General features: G+C 71.3%; 19 protein-coding genes and 6 tRNA genes. 16 read left to right on the plus strand and 9 right to left on the minus strand.

Annotated features, from left to right (window positions below):
* The first annotated feature begins 173 nt into the window (after window positions 1-173).
* A complete protein-coding gene (gene purF / locus OG764_RS19445) occupies window positions 174-1,691 on the plus strand; it encodes an amidophosphoribosyltransferase (RefSeq protein ID WP_328969689.1) in 1,518 nt (505 codons plus the stop codon).
* A gap of 35 nt (window positions 1,692-1,726) precedes the next feature.
* Window positions 1,727-2,821 (plus strand): phosphoribosylformylglycinamidine cyclo-ligase, encoded by a 1,095-nt coding sequence (gene purM, locus OG764_RS19450; protein WP_328969690.1) that lies wholly within the window; start codon window positions 1,727-1,729, stop codon window positions 2,819-2,821.
* A gap of 164 nt (window positions 2,822-2,985) precedes the next feature.
* Here purM and OG764_RS19455 read toward each other — a convergent pair whose 3' ends face one another.
* Window positions 2,986-3,249, minus strand: a complete 264-nt coding sequence (locus OG764_RS19455) for a DUF3073 domain-containing protein (RefSeq protein WP_328969691.1) — start codon at window positions 3,247-3,249, stop codon at window positions 2,986-2,988.
* A 282-nt stretch (window positions 3,250-3,531) separates the two neighbouring features.
* Complete coding sequence (locus tag OG764_RS19460) at window positions 3,532-4,638, minus strand: Leu/Phe/Val dehydrogenase (protein WP_328969692.1); 1,107 nt, start codon at window positions 4,636-4,638, stop codon at window positions 3,532-3,534.
* A gap of 143 nt (window positions 4,639-4,781) precedes the next feature.
* On the opposite strand from OG764_RS19460, the gene OG764_RS19465 reads away from it, so the two are divergent.
* Window positions 4,782-5,621 (plus strand): hypothetical protein, encoded by an 840-nt coding sequence (locus tag OG764_RS19465; protein WP_328969693.1) that lies wholly within the window; start codon window positions 4,782-4,784, stop codon window positions 5,619-5,621.
* A gap of 494 nt (window positions 5,622-6,115) precedes the next feature.
* Entirely contained in the window at window positions 6,116-6,322 is a 207-nt protein-coding gene (gene bldC / locus OG764_RS19470; protein WP_003949541.1) for a developmental transcriptional regulator BldC, read from the plus strand.
* 662 nt (window positions 6,323-6,984) lie between these two features.
* Here bldC and OG764_RS19475 read toward each other — a convergent pair.
* A tRNA-Asp gene (locus OG764_RS19475) sits at window positions 6,985-7,058 on the minus strand.
* A gap of 81 nt (window positions 7,059-7,139) precedes the next feature.
* The gene (gene hrpA, locus OG764_RS19480; protein ID WP_328969694.1) at window positions 7,140-11,063 is read right to left on the minus strand and encodes an ATP-dependent RNA helicase HrpA; all 3,924 of its coding nucleotides are present in this window, start codon (window positions 11,061-11,063) and stop codon (window positions 7,140-7,142) included.
* Between the two features lie 118 nt (window positions 11,064-11,181).
* Here hrpA and OG764_RS19485 point away from each other — a divergent pair, with 118 nt between their 5' ends.
* Genes OG764_RS19485 through OG764_RS19495 form a run of 3 tightly spaced genes read left to right on the plus strand, consistent with a single transcriptional unit; the run spans window position 11,182 to window position 13,430 of the window.
* Window positions 11,182-11,685 (plus strand): hypothetical protein, encoded by a 504-nt coding sequence (locus OG764_RS19485; RefSeq protein ID WP_328969695.1) that lies wholly within the window; start codon window positions 11,182-11,184, stop codon window positions 11,683-11,685.
* 60 nt (window positions 11,686-11,745) lie between these two features.
* Window positions 11,746-12,546 carry a DsbA family protein gene (locus OG764_RS19490; protein WP_328969696.1) on the plus strand — a complete coding sequence of 267 codons (801 nt, stop codon included), beginning with the start codon at window positions 11,746-11,748 and terminating at the stop codon, window positions 12,544-12,546.
* Entirely contained in the window at window positions 12,546-13,430 is an 885-nt protein-coding gene (locus tag OG764_RS19495; RefSeq protein ID WP_328969697.1) for a cytochrome c biogenesis CcdA family protein, read from the plus strand. The genes OG764_RS19490 and OG764_RS19495 overlap by 1 nt, the downstream gene beginning before the upstream one ends.
* 41 nt (window positions 13,431-13,471) lie before the next feature.
* On the opposite strand, the gene OG764_RS19500 is transcribed toward OG764_RS19495, so the two are convergent.
* From OG764_RS19500 to OG764_RS19510, 3 genes are all read right to left on the minus strand, one after another.
* A tRNA-Phe gene (locus OG764_RS19500) sits at window positions 13,472-13,545 on the minus strand.
* Between the two features lie 22 nt (window positions 13,546-13,567).
* Window positions 13,568-13,641 (minus strand) — tRNA-Asp (locus tag OG764_RS19505).
* A gap of 39 nt (window positions 13,642-13,680) precedes the next feature.
* Window positions 13,681-13,753: transfer RNA gene (locus tag OG764_RS19510), tRNA-Glu, on the minus strand.
* Window positions 13,754-13,880: 127 nt separating this feature from the next.
* Between OG764_RS19510 and OG764_RS19515 the strand changes: the two genes are divergently transcribed.
* The 7 genes from OG764_RS19515 to OG764_RS19545 all read left to right on the plus strand — a co-directional run bounded on the left by OG764_RS19515 (window position 13,881) and on the right by OG764_RS19545 (window position 20,280).
* Complete coding sequence (locus OG764_RS19515) at window positions 13,881-14,231, plus strand: metallopeptidase family protein (protein ID WP_328969698.1); 351 nt, start codon at window positions 13,881-13,883, stop codon at window positions 14,229-14,231.
* Window positions 14,228-14,692: a fluoride efflux transporter FluC gene (locus OG764_RS19520; protein WP_328969699.1), complete on the plus strand. Its 465-nt coding sequence runs from the start codon at window positions 14,228-14,230 to the stop codon at window positions 14,690-14,692. Before OG764_RS19515 ends, OG764_RS19520 begins: the two co-directional genes overlap by 4 nt.
* Window positions 14,689-15,066, plus strand: a complete 378-nt coding sequence (gene crcB, locus OG764_RS19525; protein ID WP_328969700.1) for a fluoride efflux transporter CrcB — start codon at window positions 14,689-14,691, stop codon at window positions 15,064-15,066. Before OG764_RS19520 ends, crcB begins: the two co-directional genes overlap by 4 nt.
* A gap of 213 nt (window positions 15,067-15,279) precedes the next feature.
* Entirely contained in the window at window positions 15,280-15,903 is a 624-nt protein-coding gene (locus OG764_RS19530) for a hypothetical protein (RefSeq protein ID WP_328969701.1), read from the plus strand.
* A 198-nt stretch (window positions 15,904-16,101) separates the two neighbouring features.
* Window positions 16,102-18,414, plus strand: coding sequence for a DEAD/DEAH box helicase (locus OG764_RS19535; RefSeq protein WP_328969702.1), 2,313 nt, complete (start codon window positions 16,102-16,104; stop codon window positions 18,412-18,414).
* Between the two features lie 142 nt (window positions 18,415-18,556).
* On the plus strand, window positions 18,557-20,128 hold the full coding sequence (locus OG764_RS19540) for an FG-GAP repeat domain-containing protein (protein WP_328969703.1): 1,572 nt from the start codon (window positions 18,557-18,559) through the stop codon (window positions 20,126-20,128).
* Window positions 20,129-20,207: 79 nt separating this feature from the next.
* Window positions 20,208-20,280 (plus strand) — tRNA-Lys (locus OG764_RS19545).
* A 110-nt stretch (window positions 20,281-20,390) separates the two neighbouring features.
* Here OG764_RS19545 and OG764_RS19550 read toward each other — a convergent pair.
* Both OG764_RS19550 and OG764_RS19555 read right to left on the minus strand, forming a co-directional pair.
* On the minus strand, window positions 20,391-20,756 hold the full coding sequence (locus OG764_RS19550) for a DUF488 domain-containing protein (RefSeq protein ID WP_328969704.1): 366 nt from the start codon (window positions 20,754-20,756) through the stop codon (window positions 20,391-20,393).
* Window positions 20,753-21,346: a TetR/AcrR family transcriptional regulator gene (locus OG764_RS19555; RefSeq protein WP_328969705.1), complete on the minus strand. Its 594-nt coding sequence runs from the start codon at window positions 21,344-21,346 to the stop codon at window positions 20,753-20,755. The genes OG764_RS19550 and OG764_RS19555 overlap by 4 nt, the downstream gene beginning before the upstream one ends.
* A gap of 132 nt (window positions 21,347-21,478) precedes the next feature.
* On the opposite strand from OG764_RS19555, the gene OG764_RS19560 reads away from it, so the two are divergent.
* Together OG764_RS19560 and OG764_RS19565 are read left to right on the plus strand one after the other, a co-directional pair.
* Window positions 21,479-21,967, plus strand: coding sequence for an FBP domain-containing protein (locus tag OG764_RS19560; protein WP_328969706.1), 489 nt, complete (start codon window positions 21,479-21,481; stop codon window positions 21,965-21,967).
* 67 nt (window positions 21,968-22,034) lie between these two features.
* Window positions 22,035-22,108, plus strand: a tRNA-Met gene (locus OG764_RS19565).
* Window positions 22,109-22,168 lie beyond the last annotated feature (60 nt).

The following is a 22,168-nucleotide window of genomic DNA, read 5'->3' on the forward strand; positions in this document are numbered from 1 at the left end:
CCGATCAAGGCCCCCGGTAGTCGCTGCGAAGCGAAAGCGCGTACGCATGCTCTTGTAGGTCCCGACAAAAGAAACGCCTACAAATACGGAGGTGTCCGGTCACCCTCTGTGCTGTGACATTTCCCGGGTATCCCCAATTCGGACCAGTGGTCGATCTCGCCTACACTCAAGATGTGCCTCGTGGTGATGGACGACTCAACCACGACCTGCTCCCCGGTGAGAAGGGCCCCCAGGACGCTTGCGGCGTCTTCGGTGTCTGGGCTCCGGGTGAAGAGGTCGCCAAGCTCACCTACTTCGGACTGTATGCATTGCAGCACCGCGGACAAGAGTCCGCGGGCATCGCTGTGAGCAACGGTTCCCAGATCCTCGTCTTCAAGGACATGGGCCTCGTGTCCCAGGTCTTCGACGAAACCTCCCTCGGCTCCCTCCAGGGCCATATCGCGGTCGGTCACGCCCGTTACTCGACCACCGGTGCCTCGGTGTGGGAGAACGCGCAGCCCACCTTCCGTGCCACGGCCCACGGCTCCATTGCCCTGGGTCACAACGGCAACCTGGTGAACACCGCCGAACTCGCCGAGATGGTCGCCGACCTGCCCCGGCAGGACGGCCGTGCCACCCAGGTGGCGGCCACCAACGACACCGATCTCGTGACGGCCCTGCTGGCCGGCCAGACCGATGACGACGGCAAGCCGCTGACCATCGAGGAGTCGGCCACCAAGGTCCTCCCGCAGGTCAAGGGCGCCTTCTCGCTCGTCTTCATGGACGAGGGAACCCTCTACACCGCCCGTGACCCGCAGGGCATCCGCCCGCTGGTCCTAGGCCGCCTGGAGCGCGGCTGGGTGGTCGCGAGTGAGACCGCCGCCCTCGACATCTGCGGCGCCAGCTTCGTCCGCGAGGTCGAGCCGGGCGAGCTCATCGCGATCGACGAGAACGGCCTGCGCACCTCCCGATTCGCAGAAGCAAAGCCCAAGGGCTGTGTTTTCGAGTACGTCTACCTGGCGCGCCCGGACACCGACATCGCCGGCCGCAACGTGTACCTCTCGCGTGTCGAGATGGGCCGCAGGCTGGCGAAGGAAGCCCCGGTCGACGCCGATCTGGTGATAGCGACGCCCGAGTCCGGTACGCCGGCGGCCGTCGGCTACGCCGAGGCCAGCGGCATCCCCTACGGCTCCGGCCTGGTGAAGAACGCCTACGTGGGCCGGACCTTCATCCAGCCGTCCCAGACGATCCGCCAGCTCGGCATCCGTCTGAAGCTCAACCCGCTCAAGGAAGTCATCCGGGGCAAGCGCCTGGTGGTCGTCGACGACTCGATCGTCCGCGGCAACACCCAGCGCGCGCTCGTGAAGATGCTCCGCGAGGCCGGCGCGGCCGAGGTCCACATCCGGATCTCCTCCCCGCCGGTGAAGTGGCCGTGCTTCTTCGGCATCGACTTCGCCACCCGGGCGGAGCTGATCGCCAACGGCATGACGGTCGACGAGATCGCCACGTCGCTCGGCGCGGACTCGCTCTCGTACATCTCGCTCGATTCGATGATCGAGGCGACGACCATCCAGAAGCCGAACCTCTGCCGGGCCTGCTTCGACGGCGTGTACCCCATGGAGCTGCCCGACCCGGAGCTCCTGGGCAAGCAGCTGCTGGAGAACGAGCTGGCGGGCGGCACGGATGCCGCCGACGCGCTCCGTCGCCCGTAAGACACCCGCAGTACGACACGAAAGTTCTCAACCCCATGAGTGCTGAGTCCTTTGTTCCTGCTCCGCAGGCTGGCACCGGTGCCAGCTACGCGTCCGCGGGCGTCGACATCGAGGCGGGCGACCGCGCCGTCGAGCTGATGAAGGAGTGGGTGAAGAAGACGCAGCGCCCCGAGGTCCTCGGCGGCCTCGGCGGTTTCGCCGGCCTCTTCGACGCCTCCGCCCTCAAGAGGTACGAGCGTCCGCTGCTCGCCTCGGCCACCGACGGCGTCGGCACGAAGGTCGACATCGCCCGGCAGATGGGCGTGTACGACACGATCGGCCACGACCTGGTGGCGATGGTCATGGACGACATCGTCGTCTGCGGCGCCGAGCCGCTCTTCATGACCGACTACATCTGCGTCGGCAAGGTCCACCCCGAGCGCGTCGCCCAGATCGTCAAGGGCATCGCCGAGGGCTGTGTGCTGGCCGGCTGCGCGCTGGTCGGCGGCGAGACGGCGGAGCACCCGGGCCTGCTGGGCCCGGACGACTTCGACGTGGCCGGCGCCGGCACCGGTGTCGTGGAGTACGACCACCTGCTCGGTGCGGATCGCATCCGTACGGGGGACGCGGTGATCGCGATGGCGTCCTCCGGACTTCACTCGAACGGGTACTCGCTGGTGCGGCACGTGCTCTTCGACCGGGCCGGGCTGGCCCTGGACAAGGAGATCCCGGAGTTCGGCCGGACCCTCGGCGAGGAGCTCCTGGAGCCCACCAAGATCTACTCGCTGGACTGCCTGGCGCTCACCCGGACCGCCGAGGTGCACGCGTTCTCGCACATCACCGGCGGCGGGCTCGCGGCCAACCTGGCCCGCGTGATCCCGGACCACCTGCACGCCACGGTCGACCGCGCCACCTGGACCCCGGGTGCGGTGTTCGACCTCGTCGGCAAGGCCGGCCGGGTGGAGCAGCTGGAGCTGGAGAAGACCCTCAACATGGGTGTCGGCATGATGGCCGTCGTGCCCCAGGAAGCCGTCGAGCCGGCGCTCGCCGTGCTGGCCGACCGCGGTGTCGACGCGTGGGTCGCGGGCGAGATCCTCGACCGCGGCGACCACGCCGAGGGTGCGACCCTCACCGGTACGTACGCCGTCTGACCTGCTGATTTCCAGCCGACTATCGGTTGATCCAGGTGAGGGGAGCGGGCTTCGGCCCGCTCCCCTCACCTGCTTCACGGCCTTTTGTTTTCGAGCAGCACTGAACCCGGTCCGGGGCAAGCCCCGGACCGGGTTCAGACGTTTTTCAGCTGTTCAGCTTGGAATCAAGCACCGCGACGCTGCTGGGACGGACCGGACTCTTCGTCCTCGTCGTCGTCCTCGTTGTACAGCTCCGCATAGCGGGCGTACGGGTCGTCTTCCTCGTCGTCCTCTTCGAACGGCTCGCCATTCGGCGGCTGGTTCGAAACCGGAACCGGAGTAGATGCGCCCAGCTCGTTGGCCAGACGCGACAAGTCAGTCCCGCCGCTGCTGTACTTCAGCTGGCGGGCGACCTTCGTCTGCTTGGCCTTTGCCCGGCCGCGCCCCATGGCTCGACCCCCTCGGTGACGGGGCTCGACGGCCCCAGAGTCTTGACACGCGTTCATGATTCGGAACGGACTCTCCGCAGAGAGACCGGTCCGTAGGGCTTCAACGGTACCTGCTTCCGCGGCCATACGGTACGCCGCCCGCATGACGCGCCTCGGCGCAGTGCCTGCGAGACGCCCCGTACTCGCTGGTCAGCTGCGATTTTAGCTCCTTATTGACGGACGACCCGCCGAAGCGGGGTGAGTCTCACCACGCCGGCTCCGGCGGGTCGCCCGGAGGAGTCGCTACGCGGTGCGTGCGGCGCGCGCCTCGGACATCCGCTGCTCGGCGATCCGGTCGGCCGCGGCGGCCGGCGGAATGCCATCCGCCTTCGCACGGGCAAAGATCTCCAGGGTGGTGTCGAAGATCTTCGTGGCCTTGACCTTGCAGCGGTCGAAGTCGAAGCCGTGCAGCTCGTCGGCGACCTGGATGACACCGCCGGCGTTCACGACGTAGTCGGGCGCGTAGAGGATCCCGCGGTCCGCGAGGTCCTTCTCGACGCCGGGGTGCGCGAGCTGGTTGTTCGCGGCGCCGCAGACGATCGTCGCGGTGAGCACCGGGACGGAGTCGTCGTTGAGCGCGCCGCCGAGTGCGCAGGGGGCGTAGATGTCCAGGCCCTCGGTGCGGATCAGCGTCTCCGTGTCGGCCACGGCGGTGACCTGGGGGTGCTTGGCGAGGATCCGGTCGACGGACTCCTGGCGGACGTCCGTGATCACGACCTCCGCGCCGTCCTCCAGGAGGTGCTCGACGAGGTAGTGGCCGACCTTGCCGACGCCCACGACGCCGACCTTGCGGCCGCGCAGCGTCGGGTCGCCCCACCGGTGCTGGGCGCTGGCGCGCATGCCCTGGAAGACGCCGTACGCGGTGAGCACGGAGGAGTCGCCGGCGCCGCCGTTCTCGGGGGAGCGGCCGGTCGCCCAGCGCGTCTCACGGGCCACCACGTCCATGTCGGCGACGTAGGTGCCGACGTCGCACGCGGTGACGTAGCGGCCGCCGAGGGACTCCACGAACCGGCCGTAGGCCAGCAGCAGTTCCTCGGACTTCAGGACGTCCGGGTCGCCGATGATCACGGCCTTGCCGCCGCCGTGGTCGAGGCCGGCCAGCGCGTTCTTGTACGACATGCCGCGCGACAGGTTGAGGGCGTCGAGCACGGCCTCCTCGTCGGACGCGTACGCGTGGAACCGGGTGCCGCCGAGGGCCGGGCCCAGGGCGGTCGAGTGGATGGCGATGACGGCCTTCAGGCCGGTGGCGCGGTCCTGGCACAGCACGACTTGCTCATGGCCTCCCTGCTCCGAGCGGAACAGGGTGTGCAGGACGCCGTCGGTCATTTCGGTCACGGTGGTGACTCCCATAAGAGATGCGGCGGGGGCCCTCCTGCGGGTGGGGGAGGGCGTGTGGGAGCAGCGTAAGACCTGCGGGGCGCCCGTAGGTGCCGGGTGCCGAGGATCACCCCCCGCCGGGAGTACGCGTAGCCGGCGGGGCCGTGGGGGAAGAGGTGGGGGTGACCGATTCCCTCACCGTCCCGTACGCCTCCTACCTGCGGGTGTACGAGCCCCTGGCGGCCTTTGAGGAGCCCGAGCGCACCCACTGGTCGGACTACGCCCGCCGTGGGGCCGCGCCGGGCTACCAGGACGAACTGCGGCGGTCGCTGGCGGATTTGGTTCCGGTGCCGCCGGTGGGGGTGCCGGTGCACGAGAGTGCGGACGCCTTCACGGCCACCGTGGACGGGGTGCTGCTCGTCTGTCCGTGGCGGACCCGGCTGCGCGGCTGGCTGGCGCTGCGCGAGCTGGCGGAGGAGTTCCCCGCCCCGGTGCTGGACCTGGCGCTGCCCCCGGTGGTGCGTCTGCAGGCGCAGGCGGACTACGAGCGGTGGCGGGAGCGGAACCCGGACGCCCGGCCGTGGATCCGCACGGCGGTCTGGCAGGTGCCGCTGCGCTGGTTCGTCCTGGTGGCGGACGAGGAGCGGGAGTACGTGCCTGGGGAACTGCTGCGCTACCGGACGCCGATGGTGCAGGCCCGGCGGCGGCTGGCGCGGGCGCTGCGGGTGCTGCGGCGCTCGGACGAGGAGCACGGCACCGGAGCGGCGCTGGCGGCCGGGCTGGTGGAGGTGGGCACCTGGCTGGAGGAGTTCCACCCGCGCTCGATGGTCGAGGTGGACTACGGCGGTCTGGTGCACGCGCTGCCGGCGGCGGGTCTGGAGGCGGACCACTCGGCGGCGGAGCTGGCCGCCGGGCTGGCGGCGATGGGCGCCGGGGACGCCGACGGGGCCGGCGAGGTGTACGAGATTCTGGCGGCGCGCTGGCGCGCGGTACGCGAAAGACTGTTCGCCAACTGAAGCGGATGACATGATTCCGCCCATAGGTAACACTCGGGGCTTTGTTCCGGGACCTACGTCCCGATCCGGGCCATTGGCCCAAGCGTGACGGACCGCACTAATTTCACCCTTGCGCCGTTACCCCACCCTCGTGCCAAAATAGGACAAGGAGTCCGGGGAGGGTTCCTTCCGCCCAAGTTCGGGCGGAATGCTTGGTATTGCACTCTATGGGGGGTCTTTGCGGCTCCCGATCGCTGTGTGACTGATCGTCACTGTGGGGTGACTGTCCGTTATGGGCTGGTCCATCGGCTTCCGTCGCGGATGAACACCTCAGAGGGCAATTCCATCGGTTTGGCCGACGAGGCTGGACGGATGGTGTAGTTGTAGTGCCGAGGACAAGCCGTTCGTCCTATAACCGACTCGGCCCGCGTATGTCCATTTCGGGCAACGCGGGCCAAGGTGCAGAATTTAGAGGAAAGAACCGAGATGGTTCGGTTCTCCCGAGGAGGCCGCTCATGACCGCTCGCACCCCTGATGCCGAGCCGCTGCTGACCCCGGCTGAGGTTGCCACCATGTTCCGCGTGGACCCGAAGACGGTTACCCGCTGGGCCAAGGCCGGCAAGCTCACGTCCATCCGCACGCTGGGTGGGCACCGCCGTTACCGCGAGGCTGAGGTCCGCGCCCTGCTTGCGGGAATTCCGCAGCAGCGCAGCGAGGCCTGAGTACCGCAGCACCCCTGTTTTGCCGGGCGTTTATCGGGTCCCCCAATCCGGTAACCCCACCTAGCTTCATGCGGCCGGACCTGCCCCAACAGGCTCCGTTGTCGTCGATCGCGCTGGACTCCGCCGGGTCCAGCGCGATTTTTTTGTGCCCGTGGGGCGGCCGTGGGCGGGTCCGCACGGGGAGGGTGAGGGGGCCGGCGCCGAGCCTTCCGGGGAGGTGCAATTGCACATATTAAATTGAGCCGGCGTATGCATGCGATAAATGTGCGAGTTCCAAAAACTCATGTGGTGACACCCGTCACATCTGATACCTCTTGTACATCCGGCATTGCACCCGTAAGGGGACTCCTCGGGTGAGACCGGTCATGCGGACGGGGGACTTCGGGCCCGCCGGAACCGATCGGCTAATCGGAATTAATCATTCCGCTCGAACGGCATGCCGAAACCTCCGACGGTGAGACTTCTGAGGTCCGTGTGATTCCGGGAGGGGTCCGGGGCCGACTCCGGGACTCGGACCCGGAGGTGCGCCTGCGGCCGGACGGAGGGGCCGGGAGGGCCCTGGAGAGGAGCGGGAGGGGCCGGGGGGAGCAGCCGGGAGCCTGGAGGGGCCGGGAACGGGTCAGGGCCCGCATCTGCGAGAGATGCGGGCCCTGACTCTTATGCGAACCTGACGGGACTTGAACCCGCGACCTCCACCTTGACAGGGTGGCGAGCTAACCAACTGCTCCACAGGTCCTTGATTTGCGGCCGCTGGGCGGCTGCGAATCAGACTGTACCGCAGCTCAGGGGGTGTAGTCGAACCCGATCACGCGGGGGGTCACGGAGCGGCCGCATCCACCGCCTTCACGATGCGTTTGTCGGAGACCGGATAGGCCGTCCCCAGCGCGTGCGCGAAGTAGCTGACCCGCAGTTCCTCGATCATCCAGCGGATCTCGGTGACCGCCTCCGGCACCGGCCGGCCCTTCGGCAGCTGCTCCAGCAGCCACGCGTACTCGTCCTGCATCTCGTGGACCTTCTCCATGCGCGTGGTGTCGCGCTGGGCGCCCGCCGGCATCTGCTGGAGCCGCCGGTCCACCGCCACCAGGTAGCGCATCAGGTCCGGGAGCCGCCGCAGACCCGTCCGGGTGACGAACCCGGCCGGCACGAGGGCCGCCAGCTGCGTCCTGACGTCCTGGACGTTGCGCATCAGCGCCAGACTGTTCGTGGCCTTCAGGCGGCGCTCACAGGCCTGCCAGGCGGCCAGGATCTGCTGCACCTGGTCGACCGTGCGTACGGTCGTGTCCACGAGGTCGGCCCGCACGCTGTCGTAGAGCTTCCGGAACGACTGCTCGTCCCAGGCCGGGCCGCCGTGGTCGGCGATCAGCTTGTCGGTGGCCGCGGTCGCGCAGTCGTCGAAGAGCGCCTGGATGGAGCCGTGCGGATTGCGGGACAGGGCGAGCTTCTGCTGGTTGGTGAGCTTGTCCGAGGCGAACTTCGCCGGGTTCACCGGGATGTTCAGCAGGATCAGCTTCCGGGTGCCGCGCCACATGGCCTGGTGTTGCTCGGCCTCGGTGTCGAAGAGCCGTACGGAGACGCTCTGCCCCTCGTCCACCAGGGCCGGGTACGCCTTGACCGGCTGCCCCGCCCGGCGGGTCTCGAAGACCTTCGTCAGGGTGCCGATGGTCCAGTCGGTCAGGCCGGTGCGCTCCAGGGACTCCCCGCCGGAGCGCTCGGCGGTCGCCGCGGCGGCCTGCGAGAGGGCCTGGCGGGCCTTCGGCTTGAGCCGCAGGCGCAGCGCTTCCAGGTCCTTGTCCTCGGCGATCTTCTTGCGCCGCTCGTCGACGATCCGGAAGGTGATCTTCAGGTGGTCGGCGATCCGGCTCAGGTCGAAGTCCTCGGCACTCACCGGGACGCCGACCATCCGCTTCAGTTCCCGGGCCAGGGTCGTGACCAATGGTTCCTGCAACGGCACGGCCGTGTCCAGGAAGCGGCCCGCGAAGTTCGGTGCGGGCACGTAGTGCCGGCGGATCGGCTTGGGCAGGGACCGGATCAGCTCGGTGACGATCTCCTCGCGCAGGCCCGGGATCTGCCAGTCGAAGCCCTCGTCCTTGACCTGGTTGAGGACCTGGAGCGGGATGTGCACGGTCACGCCGTCCGCGTCCGCGCCCGGCTCGAACTGGTAGGTCACCCGGAACTTCAGCGCGCCCTGCCGCCACGAGTCCGGATAGTCGTCCTTCGTGACCCCGGCGGCCTTCTCCGTGAGGAGCATCTCCCGCTCGAAGTCGAGGAGTTCGGGCTCCTCGCGCTTCTTGTGCTTCCACCAGGAGTCGAAGTGCGCCCCGGACACCACGTGCTCGGGGATCCGCTGGTCGTAGAAGTCGAAGAGGGTCTCGTCGTCGACGAGGATGTCCCGGCGCCGGGCCCGGTGCTCCAGCTCCTCCACCTCGGTGAGGAGCTTGCGGTTGTCGGCGTAGAACTTGTGGTGGGTCCGCCAGTCGCCCTCGACCAGCGCGTTGCGGATGAACAGCTCGCGCGAGACCTCGGGGTCGATCCGGCCGTAGTTGATCTTCCGCTGGGCGACGATCGGGACCCCGTACAGGGTGACCTTCTCGTACGCCATCACGGCCGCCTGGTCCTTCTCCCAGTGCGGCTCGCTGTACGTGCGCTTGATCAGGTGCTGGGCGAGCGGCTCCACCCACTCCGGCTCGACCTTGGCGTTGACCCGGGCCCACAGCCGCGAGGTCTCGACCAGCTCGGCCGACATCACGAACCGGGGCTGCTTCTTGAACAGCGCCGAACCCGGGAAGATCGCGAACTTCGCGGACCGGGCCCCCAGGTACTCGTTCTTGTCGGTGTCCTTCAGGCCCAGGTGCGAGAGCAGGCCGGCGAGCAGCGAGACGTGGATCTGCTGCTCGGGGGCGTCGGCCTCGTTGACGTGGATGCCCATGGTCTTGGCGACCGTGCGCAGCTGCGAGTAGATGTCCTGCCACTCGCGGATCCGCAGGAAGTTCAGGTACTCCTGCTTGCACATCCGGCGGAAGGCGGAGGAGCCGCGCTCCTTCTGCTGCTCGCGGATGTAGCGCCACATGTTGAGGAACGAGAGGAAGTCGCTCGTCTCGTCCTTGAAGCGGGCGTGGTTCTGGTCGGCCTGGGTCTGCTTGTCCGAGGGCCGCTCGCGCGGGTCCTGGATGGACAGCGCCGCCGCGATCACCATGACCTCGCGCACGCAGTTGTTCTTGTCCGCCTCCACGACCATGCGGGCCAGCCGCGGGTCGACCGGGAGCTGCGAGAGCTGGCGGCCCATCGGGGTGAGCCGCTTCTTCGGGTCCTTCTCGGACGGGTCCAGCGCGCCCAGCTCCTGGAGGAGCTGCACGCCGTCGCGGATGTTGCGGTGGTCCGGCGGGTCGATGAAGGGGAACTTCTCGATCTCGCCGAGGCCGGCCGCGGTCATCTGGAGGATGACGGAGGCCAGGTTGGTGCGGAGGATCTCGGCGTCCGTGAACTCGGGACGGGCGTCGAAGTCGTCCTCGGAGTAGAGCCGGATGCAGATGCCGTCCGAGGTACGGCCGCAGCGGCCCTTGCGCTGGTTGGCGCTGGCCTGCGAGATCCGCTCGATCGGCAGCCGCTGCACCTTGGTGCGGTGGCTGTACCGGGAGATGCGGGCGGTGCCCGGGTCGATCACGTACTTGATGCCCGGGACGGTGAGCGAGGTCTCGGCCACGTTGGTGGCCAGGACGATCCGGCGGCCGGTGTGCTGCTGGAAGACGCGGTGCTGCTCGGCGTGCGAGAGGCGCGCGTAGAGGGGGAGGACCTCGGTCAGGCGGAGCTTGCGCTTCTCCAGGGCGTCCGCGGTGTCGCGGATCTCGCGCTCGCCGGAGAGGAAGACCAGGATGTCGCCCGGGCCCTCCGCCTGGAGCTCGTCGACCGCATCGCAGATCGCGGTGATCTGGTCCCGGTCGGAGTCCTCGGAGTCGTCCTCCAGGAGCGGCCGGTACCGCACCTCCACCGGGTACGTACGGCCGCTGACCTCGACGATCGGCGCGTCACCGAAGTGCCGGGAGAACCGCTCGGGGTCGATGGTCGCCGAGGTGATCACGACCTTGAGGTCGGGACGCTTCGGCAGCAGCTGGGCGAGGTAGCCCAGCAGGAAGTCGATGTTGAGGGACCGCTCGTGGGCCTCGTCGATGATGATCGTGTCGTAGGCGCGCAGCTCGCGGTCCGTCTGGATCTCGGCGAGCAGGATGCCGTCCGTCATCAGCTTCACGAAGGTCGCGTCCGGGTCCACCTGGTCGGTGAAGCGGACCTTCCAGCCGACGGTCTGGCCGATCTCGGACTTCAACTCCTCTGCGATCCGCTCCGCGACGGTGCGCGCGGCGATCCGGCGGGGCTGGGTGTGCCCGATCATGCCCCGGACGCCGCGGCCCAGCTCCATGCAGATCTTGGGGATCTGCGTGGTCTTGCCGGAGCCGGTCTCGCCCGCGACGATCACGACCTGGTGGTCGCGTATCGCCTCGGCGATGTCGTCCTTCTTCTGGCTGACCGGCAGCGCCTCGGGGTAGGTGACCTCGGGCATCCGGGCGGCACGCCCGGCGAGCCGCTCGGCCGCTTTCGCGGCCTCCGCGGCGATCTCGTCGAGGACAGCCTGCTTGGCCTCGGGCTTGCGAATTCGGCGGGCGCCTTCGAGACGTCGGCCGAGCCGGTGAGCGTCGCGGAGGGGGATCTCACCGAGGAGCGTCTGCAGGGCGGCGAAAGAAGTAGACATACCTGATCGAGGATCTCACCCGCGGGCGCCGGGTGGCGAACGCATTTGTGGTGGCACCCCGTACCATTTCCGGACGAGTTCCCCCCAAACGACCCGCCGTGCGAGTGAGAGGCCCGTCATGTCCCGCCCCGGCCGCCTGTGGTCCCCGTGGGCCGCCGTGCCGGCCGTGCTGCGGGTGACGGCCCTGGTCACGGCGGTCCTCCTCGGCTGGGCCCTCCCACAACCGGCCGCGCCGACGGCCGCCGGCAGCGGCGCTTCCGCAACTTCCGCCTCCGCTTCCGCTTTCGCCGCGGCCGCCGCTTCCGCTTCGGTCTCCGGCCGTGCCTTCGAGCCCGCTGCGCCCGCGACCGTGTCCGTGGCCGCATGGGTGGCCGTGTCCGCGGTGCCTTCCGCGCCCGGGCCGGGTCCCCGGTGCGGTCCCGGGGACGGCGGGAGCGCGGAGCGGGGGCCGGCCGTGCCGCCGCGCGGCGGGGCCGGGACCGACCACCTGCCGGCCGCCGTCGCCCGGCTGCTGCCGGGCGCACCGCCGTGGCGGCCGGACGCCGGGCCCGTACGGTGTCCGGTACGCGGCCCCGACGAGCCCGCGCCGGGTCCCGTGGAGCTCTCGGTGATGCGGGTGTAGGAGGCCGGTCCGCCCGGTCACCGCCCATCCGCCGTCATCCCGTCCCACCGGAGCACCCGCATGTCCCGCACCACCAAGACCCCGTCCCCGTCCGCCCCGGCCCGCCCGAAGGCCGGCTCCGCGCGCACGCCGCTGCTGATCTCCGCCGGCGTCGCGCTCGCCGCCGTCGCCCTCGGGCTCCTCTCGTACCAGGCCACCGCCCCCGCCGAGGATTCCGCGGCCGCCCCGGCCGCCGTCGCCGACCCGGGCGGCCCGCAGGCCGGCAACGGGGCCGAGCCGCCCGCCGGCGCCCGCGCCCAGCTGGTCTCGCTCGCCCGCCGGGACGCCGCCGACCCGATGGCGGTGGGCCGCGCCGACGCGCCCGTCGTCCTGATCGAGTACGCCGACTACCGGTGCGGCTACTGCGGAAAGTTCGCCCGCGACACCGAGCCGGGGCTCGTCGAGAAGTACGTCGCCGACGGCACCCTGCGCATCGAATGGCGCAACTACCCGATCTTCGGCAAGGAATCCGAGGCCGCCGCCCGGGCCGCCTGGGCCGCCGGGCAGCAGGGCCGCTTCCACCGGTTCCACACCGTCGCCTACGCCGAAGGGTCCAAGGAGAAGGGCTTCGGCGAGGACCGGCTGACCGGGCTGGCCGCCGAGGCCGGCGTCCCCGACATCGCCCGCTTCACCAAGGACATGAACAGCGCCGCCGCCAAGGCCGCCCTCGCCAAGGACACCGACGAGGCCTACCGGATCGGCGTCACCTCCACCCCGTCCTTCCTCGTCAACGGCCAGCCCATCGCCGGCGCCCAGCCCGCCTCCGCGTTCACCGAGGCGATCGAGAGCGCGGCCCGGGCGGCCCGGGGGGCGAAGAAGTAGTGGAGATCGGATACCTGGCCGCCTTCCTCGGCGGCCTGCTCGCGCTGCTCTCCCCGTGCAGCGCCCTGCTGCTCCCGGCCTTCTTCGCGTACTCGATCGACTCGGCCTCCCGGCTGCTCGCCCGCACCGGGATCTTCTACGCGGGGCTGGCGACCACCCTGGTGCCGCTCGGCGCCGCCGGGTCCTTCGCGGGCCGCTTCTTCCACGGCCACCGGGACCAGCTGGTGCTCGCCGGCGGCTGGCTGATCATCGCGCTCGGGCTGGCCCAGATCCTGGGCCTGGGCTTCGCCTCCCGGCGGATGGCGGAGCTCTCCGGCCGGATCCGTCCGACCACCGCGCTGTCCGTGTACGCCCTGGGCGCGGTCTACGGGCTGGCCGGCTTCTGCGCCGGCCCGATCCTGGGCAGCGTGCTCACGGTGGCCGCGGTCGGCGGCAGCCCGGCGTACGGCGGCGTGCTGCTGGCCGTGTACGCGCTGGGGATGGCCGTACCGCTGTTCGTACTGGCCCTGCTGTGGGAGCGGTTCGAGCTGGGCGGGCGGCGCTGGCTGCGCGGCCGGACCCTGCGGGCGGGCCGCCTCGAACTGCACACGACCTCGCTGCTGTCCGGCCTGTTCTTCATCGTTCTGGGCGCGATGTTCCTGGCCTTCGACGGCGCGAGCGCGCTGCCCGGGCTGCTCGACGTGGACGACTCGTTCGCCGTGGAGCAGTGGGTACGGGGCTTCGCCGACGCGGTGCCGGACTGGGCGCTGCTCGGGCTGGTGGCTTTCGGCGCGCTGGGCACCGGCCTGGTCCAGTCCCGCCGCCGGGCCCGCGCCGGGCAGTCCGGTGCGGACGGATCCGGTGCGGAACGGTCCGGCGCGGAGGGATCCCGTACGGAGGGATGACACGAAGAAGGCCCCGTCCGATGGACGGGGCCTTCCGGTTGTGGCTGGGGCCGGGGTCGAACCGGCGACCTATCGCTTTTCAGGCGATCGCTCGTACCAACTGAGCTACCCAGCCACGAAACCGTTTCCGGCTTCAGCGATCCTGACGGGACTTGAACCCGCGACCTCCACCTTGACAGGGTGGCGAGCTAACCAACTGCTCCACAGGACCTTGCAGTGTGCGAGAGCAAGTCTTGCACACGGTAATGCGTACCCCCAACGGGATTCGAACCCGTGCTACCGCCTTGAAAGGGCGGCGTCCTGGGCCACTAGACGATGAGGGCTAAAGGCCCGCCGGGCACTTTGCAGCGCGTCGGGGACGTGAGAAGCATATGGGATCCGGGCGGCTATCGCCAAAACGGTTTGGTCCCCACCCGCGGGAAGGGCCCCCACCGGGGGGACAATGGCCGCGTGCTGGAGATGACGCGTGAGGACTTCGAGGGGCTCGTCGCGGAAGCCCTGGACCGGATCCCGCCGGAGCTGACGCGGCTGATGGACAACGTCGCGGTGTTCGTCGAGGACGATCCGGCGCCCGACGATCCGGAGCTGCTCGGCCTGTACGAGGGGACCCCGCTCACCGACCGCGGCGAGTGGTACGCCGGGGTGCTGCCGGACCGGATCACGATCTACCGCAACCCCACCCTGCGCATGTGCGAGTCGCGCGAGGACGTGGTCGCCGAGACCGAGATCACCGTCGTGCACGAGATCGCCCACCACTTCGGCATCGACGACGACCGGCTGCACGCCCTGGGGTACGGGTGACCCGCCCGGTCCCCGGCGCGGCGGCGGTCGACCCGGACGTCGACCTGCACGTCCCCGCGCAGCGCGCCGAGCCGCGCGCCCCGGTGCTGGCCGCCGTGTCGGCGGGAGGCGTGCTCGGCGCGCTGGCCCGGTACGGGCTCGGGCTGCTGTGGCCGGCGGCGCCCGGGGCCTTCCCGTGGACGACCCTCGGGATCAACGTGGCCGGCTGCGCCCTGATCGGGGTGCTGATGGTGCTGGTGGGCGGGGGCGGCCGGTGGGCGCACCCGCTGGTGCGGCCCTTCCTCGGTACCGGGGTGCTCGGCGGCTTCACGACGTTCTCCACGTACGCGGTGGACTTCGCGCGGCTGCTGGACCGCGGGGCGGCCGGGACCGCGCTCGCGTACGCGGGGCTCACGGTCGCCGGGGCGCTCGGCGCGGTCTGGTCGGCGGCCGTGCTGACGCGGCGGGCGGTCGGGCGGTGAACTGGCTGCTGGTGGCGGTGGGCGCCGCGATCGGGGCGCCGCTGCGCTACCTGACGGACCGTGCGGTGCAGGCGCGCCATGACGGGGTCTTCCCGTGGGGCACGTTCACGGTGAACGCGGCCGGGTGCCTGCTGCTCGGGGCACTGACCGGTGCGGTGCTCGCCGGGGACGCCCCGGCGGGACTCCAGGCGCTGCTCGGGACCGGGTTGTGCGGTGCCCTCACGACGTACTCGACGTTCTCGTACGAGACGCTGGCACTGGCCGAGCGGGGGCGGGGGTTCCTGGCGGCCGCGAACGTGGCGGCGTCGGTGCTGGTCGGGCTGGGCGCCGTACACCTGGGGCAGGCGGTCACGGAGGGCCTGGCGGGGGGCTGAGCCGGGCCCGGGGCGGAGGTCGTGGACGGCGGGCCCGGGCTTGCCGGCGGTGGGCCGGGGCCGGCGGGACCGGTTGCGGGGCGGGGCCCGCGGGGCCGGTGGGGGTGTTCGCGGACAGGTTGTGTCCTCGGACGCGTGTCCCTCGCGGGGCAAAGGGAGTTGGGCACATCGACCCGCTCATCGCGGACCCACGCCGTTCCGGAGGTGCCGCCCGTGCGCCAGATCCCCGCTTCCGTCCGACTGGCCGTCACCGCGCTCGCCGTCGCGGCGTCCGCGGGTTGCATGAGCGTCACCGACGAGGCCGCGAAGCCCGGCCCGTCCTCCTCCGTGGGGCAGCGGGAGGCCGCCGACGACGGCGGCGCGGCCGGCTCCGGGCAGGGCGCGCGCGGGCACGGCAGCGGCCCGGGCCGGAAGGGCGAGAACGCGGCGGCGGGCAAGGACGGCAAGCCCGGCGAGGAGGCGAAGGGCGGCGCGGGCGGTGCCTCGCCGAGCCCCGGCGCGGCGGCCGGGGCGCCGGGCGGCGGACCCTCGCCCTCCGGTCCGGCCGGCAGCGGCGGCGCGGGCGGCACCGGGCCGGGGCCGAAGGACCCCGAGCCGGGCGGCGACGCCGGGGGCGCCGGCGGAGCGGGTGGCGCGGGTGGTGCGGGAGGTCCCGGCGGCGGTGAGCCGACCCCGCCGGTGGAGCCGCCGGTGTCGGAGCCGCCCACCGGCGAGCCGACCCCGGAACCCTCGCCGCCGGAGCCCTCCACGGTGCCAGAGCCGCAGCCCCAGGCCGCTGCGGAACACCCTGTTCCGGTTGCCGGTGCGGAGGAATCACCGCAGGTCGGGACGGTTTAGTAGGGGGTGACTTGCCATGAGGGGGTAGGGGTGCGTATGGTTATAGATCGTTTGATCCCATTGCCCGGCGCCGAACCGAAGAGCGCCGTGTGGCGCGTACTCTCCCTTACCGTGGCTGACCGCATTGAGGCGGTCTTGCATTTGCGATTCACGGAGTTATGGGCGCGTGCCGAGACTCCGGAAGGTTTTCGCATTCGCATGTCCATTTCCAGTTCTGACCGTGCCGTCATGCCCGAGAACGACTCGATCGAGGCCGTCGACACGCTTGCCGTCGACGAGACCATCGAGGCTCTTGAGGCCGACGTGACGACCGACCAGACCGACCTCGACGACGACGCCGTCGAGGCCTTCGACGAGGCCGACGAGGCCGACGCCGAGCCCACCATCACCTTCGGCGACCTCGGTCTGCCGGACGGCGTCGTGCGCAAGCTCGCGCAGAACGGCGTCACCTCCCCCTTCCCGATCCAGGCCGCGACCATCCCGGACGCCCTGGCCGGCAAGGACATCCTCGGCCGCGGCCGCACCGGCTCCGGCAAGACCCTCTCCTTCGGTCTGCCCACCCTGGCCCGCCTGGCCGGTGGTCACACCGAGAAGAAGAAGCCCCGCGCGATCATCCTGACGCCGACGCGTGAGCTCGCGATGCAGGTCGCGGACGCCCTCCAGCCCTACGGCGACGTGCTCGGCCTCAAGATGAAGGTCGTCTGCGGCGGTACCTCCATGGGCAACCAGATCTACGCCCTGGAGCGCGGTGTCGACGTCCTCGTCGCCACCCCGGGCCGTCTGCGCGACATCATCAACCGCGGCGCCTGCTCCCTGGAGAACGTCGAGGTCGCGGTCCTCGACGAGGCCGACCAGATGGCCGACCTGGGCTTCCTGCCCGAGGTCACCGAGCTGCTCGACCAGATCCCCGGCGGCGGCCAGCGCATGCTCTTCTCCGCCACCATGGAGAACGAGATCGGCACCCTGGTCAAGCGCTACCTGACCAACCCCGTCACGCACGAGGTCGACAGCGCCCAGGGCAACGTCACGACCATGACGCACCACGTCCTCGTCGTGAAGCCGAAGGACAAGGCGCCGGTCACGGCCGCCATCGCCGCCCGCAAGGGCCGCACCATCATCTTCGTCCGCACCCAGCTGGGCGCCGACCGCATCGCCGAGCAGCTCGTCGAGTCCGGCGTGAAGGCCGACGCGCTGCACGGCGGCATGACGCAGGGTGCCCGCACCCGCGTCCTCGCGGACTTCAAGGACGGCTACGTCAACGCGCTCGTCGCCACCGACGTCGCCGCCCGCGGCATCCACGTCGACGGCATCGACCTGGTCCTCAACGTGGACCCGGCCGGCGACCACAAGGACTACCTGCACCGCTCGGGCCGTACCGCCCGCGCCGGCAAGTCCGGTGTCGTCGTGTCGCTGGCGCTCCCGCACCAGCGCCGCCAGATCTTCCGCCTGATGGAGGACGCGGGCGTCGACGCCACGCGCCACATCGTCCAGGGCGTCGGCGCCTTCGACCCGGAGGTCGCCGAGATCACCGGCGCCCGTTCGCTGACCGAGGTCCAGGCCGACTCCGCGAACAACGCCGCCAAGCAGGCCGAGCGTGAGGTCGCCGACCTCACCAAGCAGCTGGAGCGCCTGTCGCGCCGTGCCGTGGAGCTGCGCGAGGAGGCCGACCGCCTCGTCGCCCGCTCCGCCCGCGAGCGCGGCGAGGACCCGGAGGCGGCCGTCGCCGAGGTGACCGAGGCCGCCGAGGCCGAGGTCGCCGCGGAGATCCAGGCCGTCGCCGTCGCCGAGCAGGCCGCGCAGGAGCGCCCGGCCTACGAGCGTCGTGACGACCGGGGCAACTACGCCCGCCGTGACGACCGCGGTGGCGACCGTGGCGGTGACCGCGGCGGCTTCCGCCGTGACGACAACCGTGGTGGCGGCTTCCGCCGTGACGACCGTGACAACCGCGGTGGCGGCTTCAACCGCGACCGTGACGACCGCGGTGGCCGTGGCTTCGAGCGTCGTGACGACAACCGTGGTGGCGGCTTCCGCCGTGACGACCGTGACAACCGCGGTGGCGGCTTCAACCGCGACCGTGACGACCGCGGTGGCCGTGGCTTCGAGCGTCGTGACGACAACCGTGGTGGCGGCACCGGTGGCGGCTTCCGCCGCGACGACCGCGACAACCGCGGTGGCGGCTTCAACCGCGACCGTGACGACCGTGGCGGCCGTGGCTTCGAGCGTCGTGACGACAACCGTGGTGGCGGCACCGGTGGCGGCTTCCGCCGCGACGACCGCGACAACCGCGGTGGCGGCACCGGCGGTGGCTTCAACCGCGAGCACCGCGGCGCCGGCGACCGTCCGTTCAACCGCGACCGTCGTGACGACCGCCCGGCGACCGGTGGCTTCCGCGCCGGTGGCGGCGACCGCCCGTACGGCCGTCGTGACGACCACCGCCCCTCGAGCTCCGGCTCCGGCTCCAGCTCCTTCGGCCGTCGTGACGACAAGCCGCGCTGGAAGCGCAACGGCTGAGAAGCCTGCGCAACCCCCCAAGACGGTCAGCTGACCGACGGCTGACCCATCCGAGCCCCCTGGCACTCCGGTGCCAGGGGGCTCGGTGCTGTCCGGGGGCCGACGCGCTGGCAGACTGCTGCCGATCAAGGGGGATGGATTGATGAACTCACTGCGCAAGCTCACCCGATCGGGTGCGGGCGTGACCGCCGCGGGCGCCGTTCTGGCGGGCCTGCTCGCGGGCGCCGCCGCCGCGCCCGCCCAGGCCGCCGAACCGGCCGTGCCCGGCTGGGTGGTGCCGCTCGGCTTCTCGGACGACGCCGACGGCAGCGTCCGCAACTGCACCGGCATCGTGCTGGGCCTCGGCCGCGCGATCGCCGCGCCCGACTGCTTCACGGGCCGGGACAACTCCAAGGACTTCGCCTGGCAGTACGACCTGCGCACCGGCGCGCAGACCGGCGGGAGCAGCGGCCCCGACTACCGGGTGCACCCGCAGTACGACCGGGAATCCGGACGCGCCGGCGTGGCCGTCGCGCACATCTGGTCCGAGCAGGCCGGCAAGGCCCGCCCGGTGCTCGCCGGAGCCGCCGACAGCGCCCTGTACGCGCCCGGCACCAAGGCCGTCCTCGCGTCGTGGACCTTCGCCCAGGGCGGCCGCCAGGCCAGGCGCCACACCGAGCAGCAGGTCCTGAAGTCCGCTGCGGACTGCGCGCTCCTGGTGGGCCGCGCGCTCCCCGCGGGCACGCTGTGCGCCGTGCCGGCCCCCGGGGCGCCCGCGGTGCCCTCCGAGGGGCACTGCGAAGGCGACGCGGGCGGCGCGCTGATCGCCGGCGGCAAGCTGATCGGAGTCTCGGCCACCCGGGTCGGACGCTGCGCCGACAACGACGTCCGCCTCTACACGAGCGTGCGCAGCTACCGCGGCCTGTACACGGAGTGGGGCCGAGACGTGGAGGCCGGCAGCCAGACCGGCGTCACCGGCTCGGTCGTGGCCATGGAGGGCCTGCGCGGCCACGGCCTCGTCGACACCCCGTCGATGCTGCACGACGGCTCCCTCCACGGCCGGGGCGGCGACAGCATGGGCAACTACATCGACATGGACGGGATGTTCCCGTACCTCTCGCAGCTGGGCGACGCGAACGGCGACGGCAACGGCGACATGCTCGGGCGGACCGCGGACGGCCGGCTGTACCGGCTGACGCCCACCGGGCAGAACACCACCCTGGACCGGGACGTGTCCAAGGCGCAGATCGGCACCGGCTGGGGCATCTACAACCGGCTGCTGGCCACCCGCGACGTCACCGGTGACGGCTACGGCGACCTGCTCGGCCGGGACCGCGCCGGCGTGCTGTGGCTGTACCGCGGCACCGCCGACGGAAAGTTCGGCGCGCGCACCCGGATCGGCGCGGGCTGGAACGCGTACACCGTCATCACCGGCCGCGGCGACCTGTCCGGTGACGGCGTCACCGACCTCGTGGCCCGCGACGGGGCCGGCGTGCTGTGGCTCTACCGCGGCAACGCCAAGGGCGGCTTCGCGCCCCGCGCGAAGGTCGGCGCGGGCTGGAACACGTACAACTCCGTGGTCGCGAGCGGGGACATGGACCACGACGGCCGCCAGGACCTCGTCGCGCGCACCCCGGCCGGCGCGGTCTACCTCTACAACGCCGACCACCGGGGCGGATTCACCCGCAAGCTGGTCCTGAAGAGCGGCTGGAAGGCCTACGCGGCCATCGCCTGACGACACCGCACCGCCGGTCGGCCGATACTCGATCGGCTGACCGGCGCTGTCCGGCTATGCTCTGGGGTGAGCGTGTCACGGGCCATTAGCTCAATTGGCAGAGCAGCGGACTTTTAATCCGTTGGTTGTCGGTTCGAGTCCGACATGGCCTACAGCTCGCAGGCGGGGGGCGTCCCCTCCCGCCTGGCACTGAGCGCCCCCTCCGGTTTCGGCCGCAGGGGGCGCTCGGTCGTTTCCGGGGGCGCTCCGGCCGGGCGGGGCGTCAGGTCGGCGTGAGGTGCGCGAGGAGGACCGTGACGTGGCTGTGGTCCGGGTCCTTGACGGCGGTCAGCAGCGTGACGGGGCCGGCCGCCGCGAGGGCGCGCAGGGCGGTGAGGGCCTCGGCGGCTTCGGGGGCGGCGAGTTCGGCCTCGTACCGGCGGCGGAACTCCTCGTACGCACCGGCGTCCTGCGCGGCGTGGTACCAGCGGCGCAGCTCGTTCGACGGGGTGAGGGCCTTGGGCCAGGAGTCGACGCCGGCGGCCGCCTTGGTGATGCCGCGCGGCCACAGGCGGTCGACGAGGACGCGGGTTCCGTCCGCGGGCCCGGGCGGGTCGTAGACGCGGCGCACGCCGATGCGGGAGCTCATGGGGCCAGCGTCGCCGACGGGGGCGCCGACGGCCACCGGGTGAGGAGCGCGTGCAGGGCCTCGATGGCGCGCCCCCACGAGGCCTGCGGGTCGCGGGGGTGGCCGAAGCCGCCCGCGGCCTCCAGCGAGGTGAACCCGTGCAGGGTGCTGCGCACCAGGCGGACCGCGTCGGTGCGGTCCGGTTCGGCGAGGTCGTAGCCGAGGAAGAGGGCGTACGTGAGCTCGACGAGGCGGGTGTGGCCCGGGGAGGCGGCGAGGGTCTCGGGGGGCAGCCGGAGCTGGGTGGCCGCGTACCGGCCGGGGTGCCGGAGGGCGAAGTCGCGGTAGGCGTCGGCGAAGGCGGCCAGCGCGTCCCGTCCGGAGCGGCCGGCCAGTGCGGCGCCGATCCGGTCGGCGAAGGCGGTGGCCGAGCCGGTCGCGACCCGGGTGCGGAGGTCCTGGAGGCCCCGGACGTGCGCGTACAGGCTGGCGTCCTTCACTCCGAAGCCGCGGGCCAGGGCGGAGACGGTGATCAGGTCGAAGCCGATCTCGTCCGCCAGCTCGGCCGCGGCCTCGACGACGCGCTCCGTGGTCAGTCCGGCTCGGGGCATGTCCGGGCTCCTTCCGTCGTTCCGTGTCGGTGTCGTCGCGGCGGCCGCCCGTGCCCGGAGGGCCCGGGGCCGGCCCGGCGAACGGAGTTAATCATTTGCCTAGGGGTCCTAGGCAACATTAGCGTGCGGTCCATGAAGGCACTGACCGAGAACGACATCCGCGGCTCGTTCGTGAACTGCTCGAAGGGCGAGGCGCAGCGGCTGCCGCTGCCGCGCGACCTGGCCGACCGGCCGTGGGACGACCTCGACTTCCTGGGCTGGCGCGACCTGTCCGCCCCCGACCGCAGCTACCTGGTCGCCGAGCACGAGGGCCGGCTGACCGGCATCACGCTGCGCTTCCCGACGGCCCGCCGCAGCCTCCTCCAGCGCAGCATGTGCTCCGTGTGCCTGACCACTCATCCGGGCGGCGGTGTCTCGCTGATGACCGCCCGCAGGACGGGCCGGGAAGGGCGGGAGGGGAACTCGGTCGGGCTGTACGTCTGCACCGACCTGGCCTGTTCGCTGTACGCGCGGGGGAAGAAGCAGCCGGACGGCGGCATGCGGATCGAGGAGTCGCTGACGGTGGACGAGCAGGTCGACCGGGCCCGCCGGAACCTCGCCGGATTCCTCGCCTCGCTCTGACCTCGGGGGTCCCGGGGAAAAGGTGGCGCGGGGGACCTCCGGGATGGCGTAGAGTTGGGTTTACCGACGCGGGGTGGAGCAGCTCGGTAGCTCGCTGGGCTCATAACCCAGAGGTCGCAGGTTCAAATCCTGTCCCCGCTACTCAGTACGGAGGCCCGGATCCTTTTGGATCCGGGCCTTCGTCGTTTCCGGCACCGGACG

The organism is Streptomyces sp. NBC_00239, from assembly GCF_036194065.1.
GTDB lineage: Bacteria > Actinomycetota > Actinomycetes > Streptomycetales > Streptomycetaceae > Streptomyces.

Coding starts and splice junctions, on each gene's coding strand:
- purM (WP_328969690.1), top strand. CDS start 1,727: ATGAGTGCTGAGTCCTTTGTTCCTGCTCCGCAGGCTGGCACCGGTGCC.
- OG764_RS19455 (WP_328969691.1), bottom strand. CDS start 3,249: ATGGGGCGCGGCCGGGCAAAGGCCAAGCAGACGAAGGTCGCCCGCCAG.
- OG764_RS19460 (WP_328969692.1), bottom strand. CDS start 4,638: ATGGGAGTCACCACCGTGACCGAAATGACCGACGGCGTCCTGCACACC.
- bldC (WP_003949541.1), top strand. CDS start 6,116: ATGACCGCTCGCACCCCTGATGCCGAGCCGCTGCTGACCCCGGCTGAG.
- hrpA (WP_328969694.1), bottom strand. CDS start 11,063: ATGTCTACTTCTTTCGCCGCCCTGCAGACGCTCCTCGGTGAGATCCCC.
- OG764_RS19485 (WP_328969695.1), top strand. CDS start 11,182: ATGTCCCGCCCCGGCCGCCTGTGGTCCCCGTGGGCCGCCGTGCCGGCC.
- OG764_RS19490 (WP_328969696.1), top strand. CDS start 11,746: ATGTCCCGCACCACCAAGACCCCGTCCCCGTCCGCCCCGGCCCGCCCG.
- OG764_RS19535 (WP_328969702.1), top strand. CDS start 16,102: ATGTCCATTTCCAGTTCTGACCGTGCCGTCATGCCCGAGAACGACTCG.
- OG764_RS19540 (WP_328969703.1), top strand. CDS start 18,557: ATGAACTCACTGCGCAAGCTCACCCGATCGGGTGCGGGCGTGACCGCC.
- OG764_RS19550 (WP_328969704.1), bottom strand. CDS start 20,756: ATGAGCTCCCGCATCGGCGTGCGCCGCGTCTACGACCCGCCCGGGCCC.
- OG764_RS19555 (WP_328969705.1), bottom strand. CDS start 21,346: ATGCCCCGAGCCGGACTGACCACGGAGCGCGTCGTCGAGGCCGCGGCC.
- OG764_RS19560 (WP_328969706.1), top strand. CDS start 21,479: ATGAAGGCACTGACCGAGAACGACATCCGCGGCTCGTTCGTGAACTGC.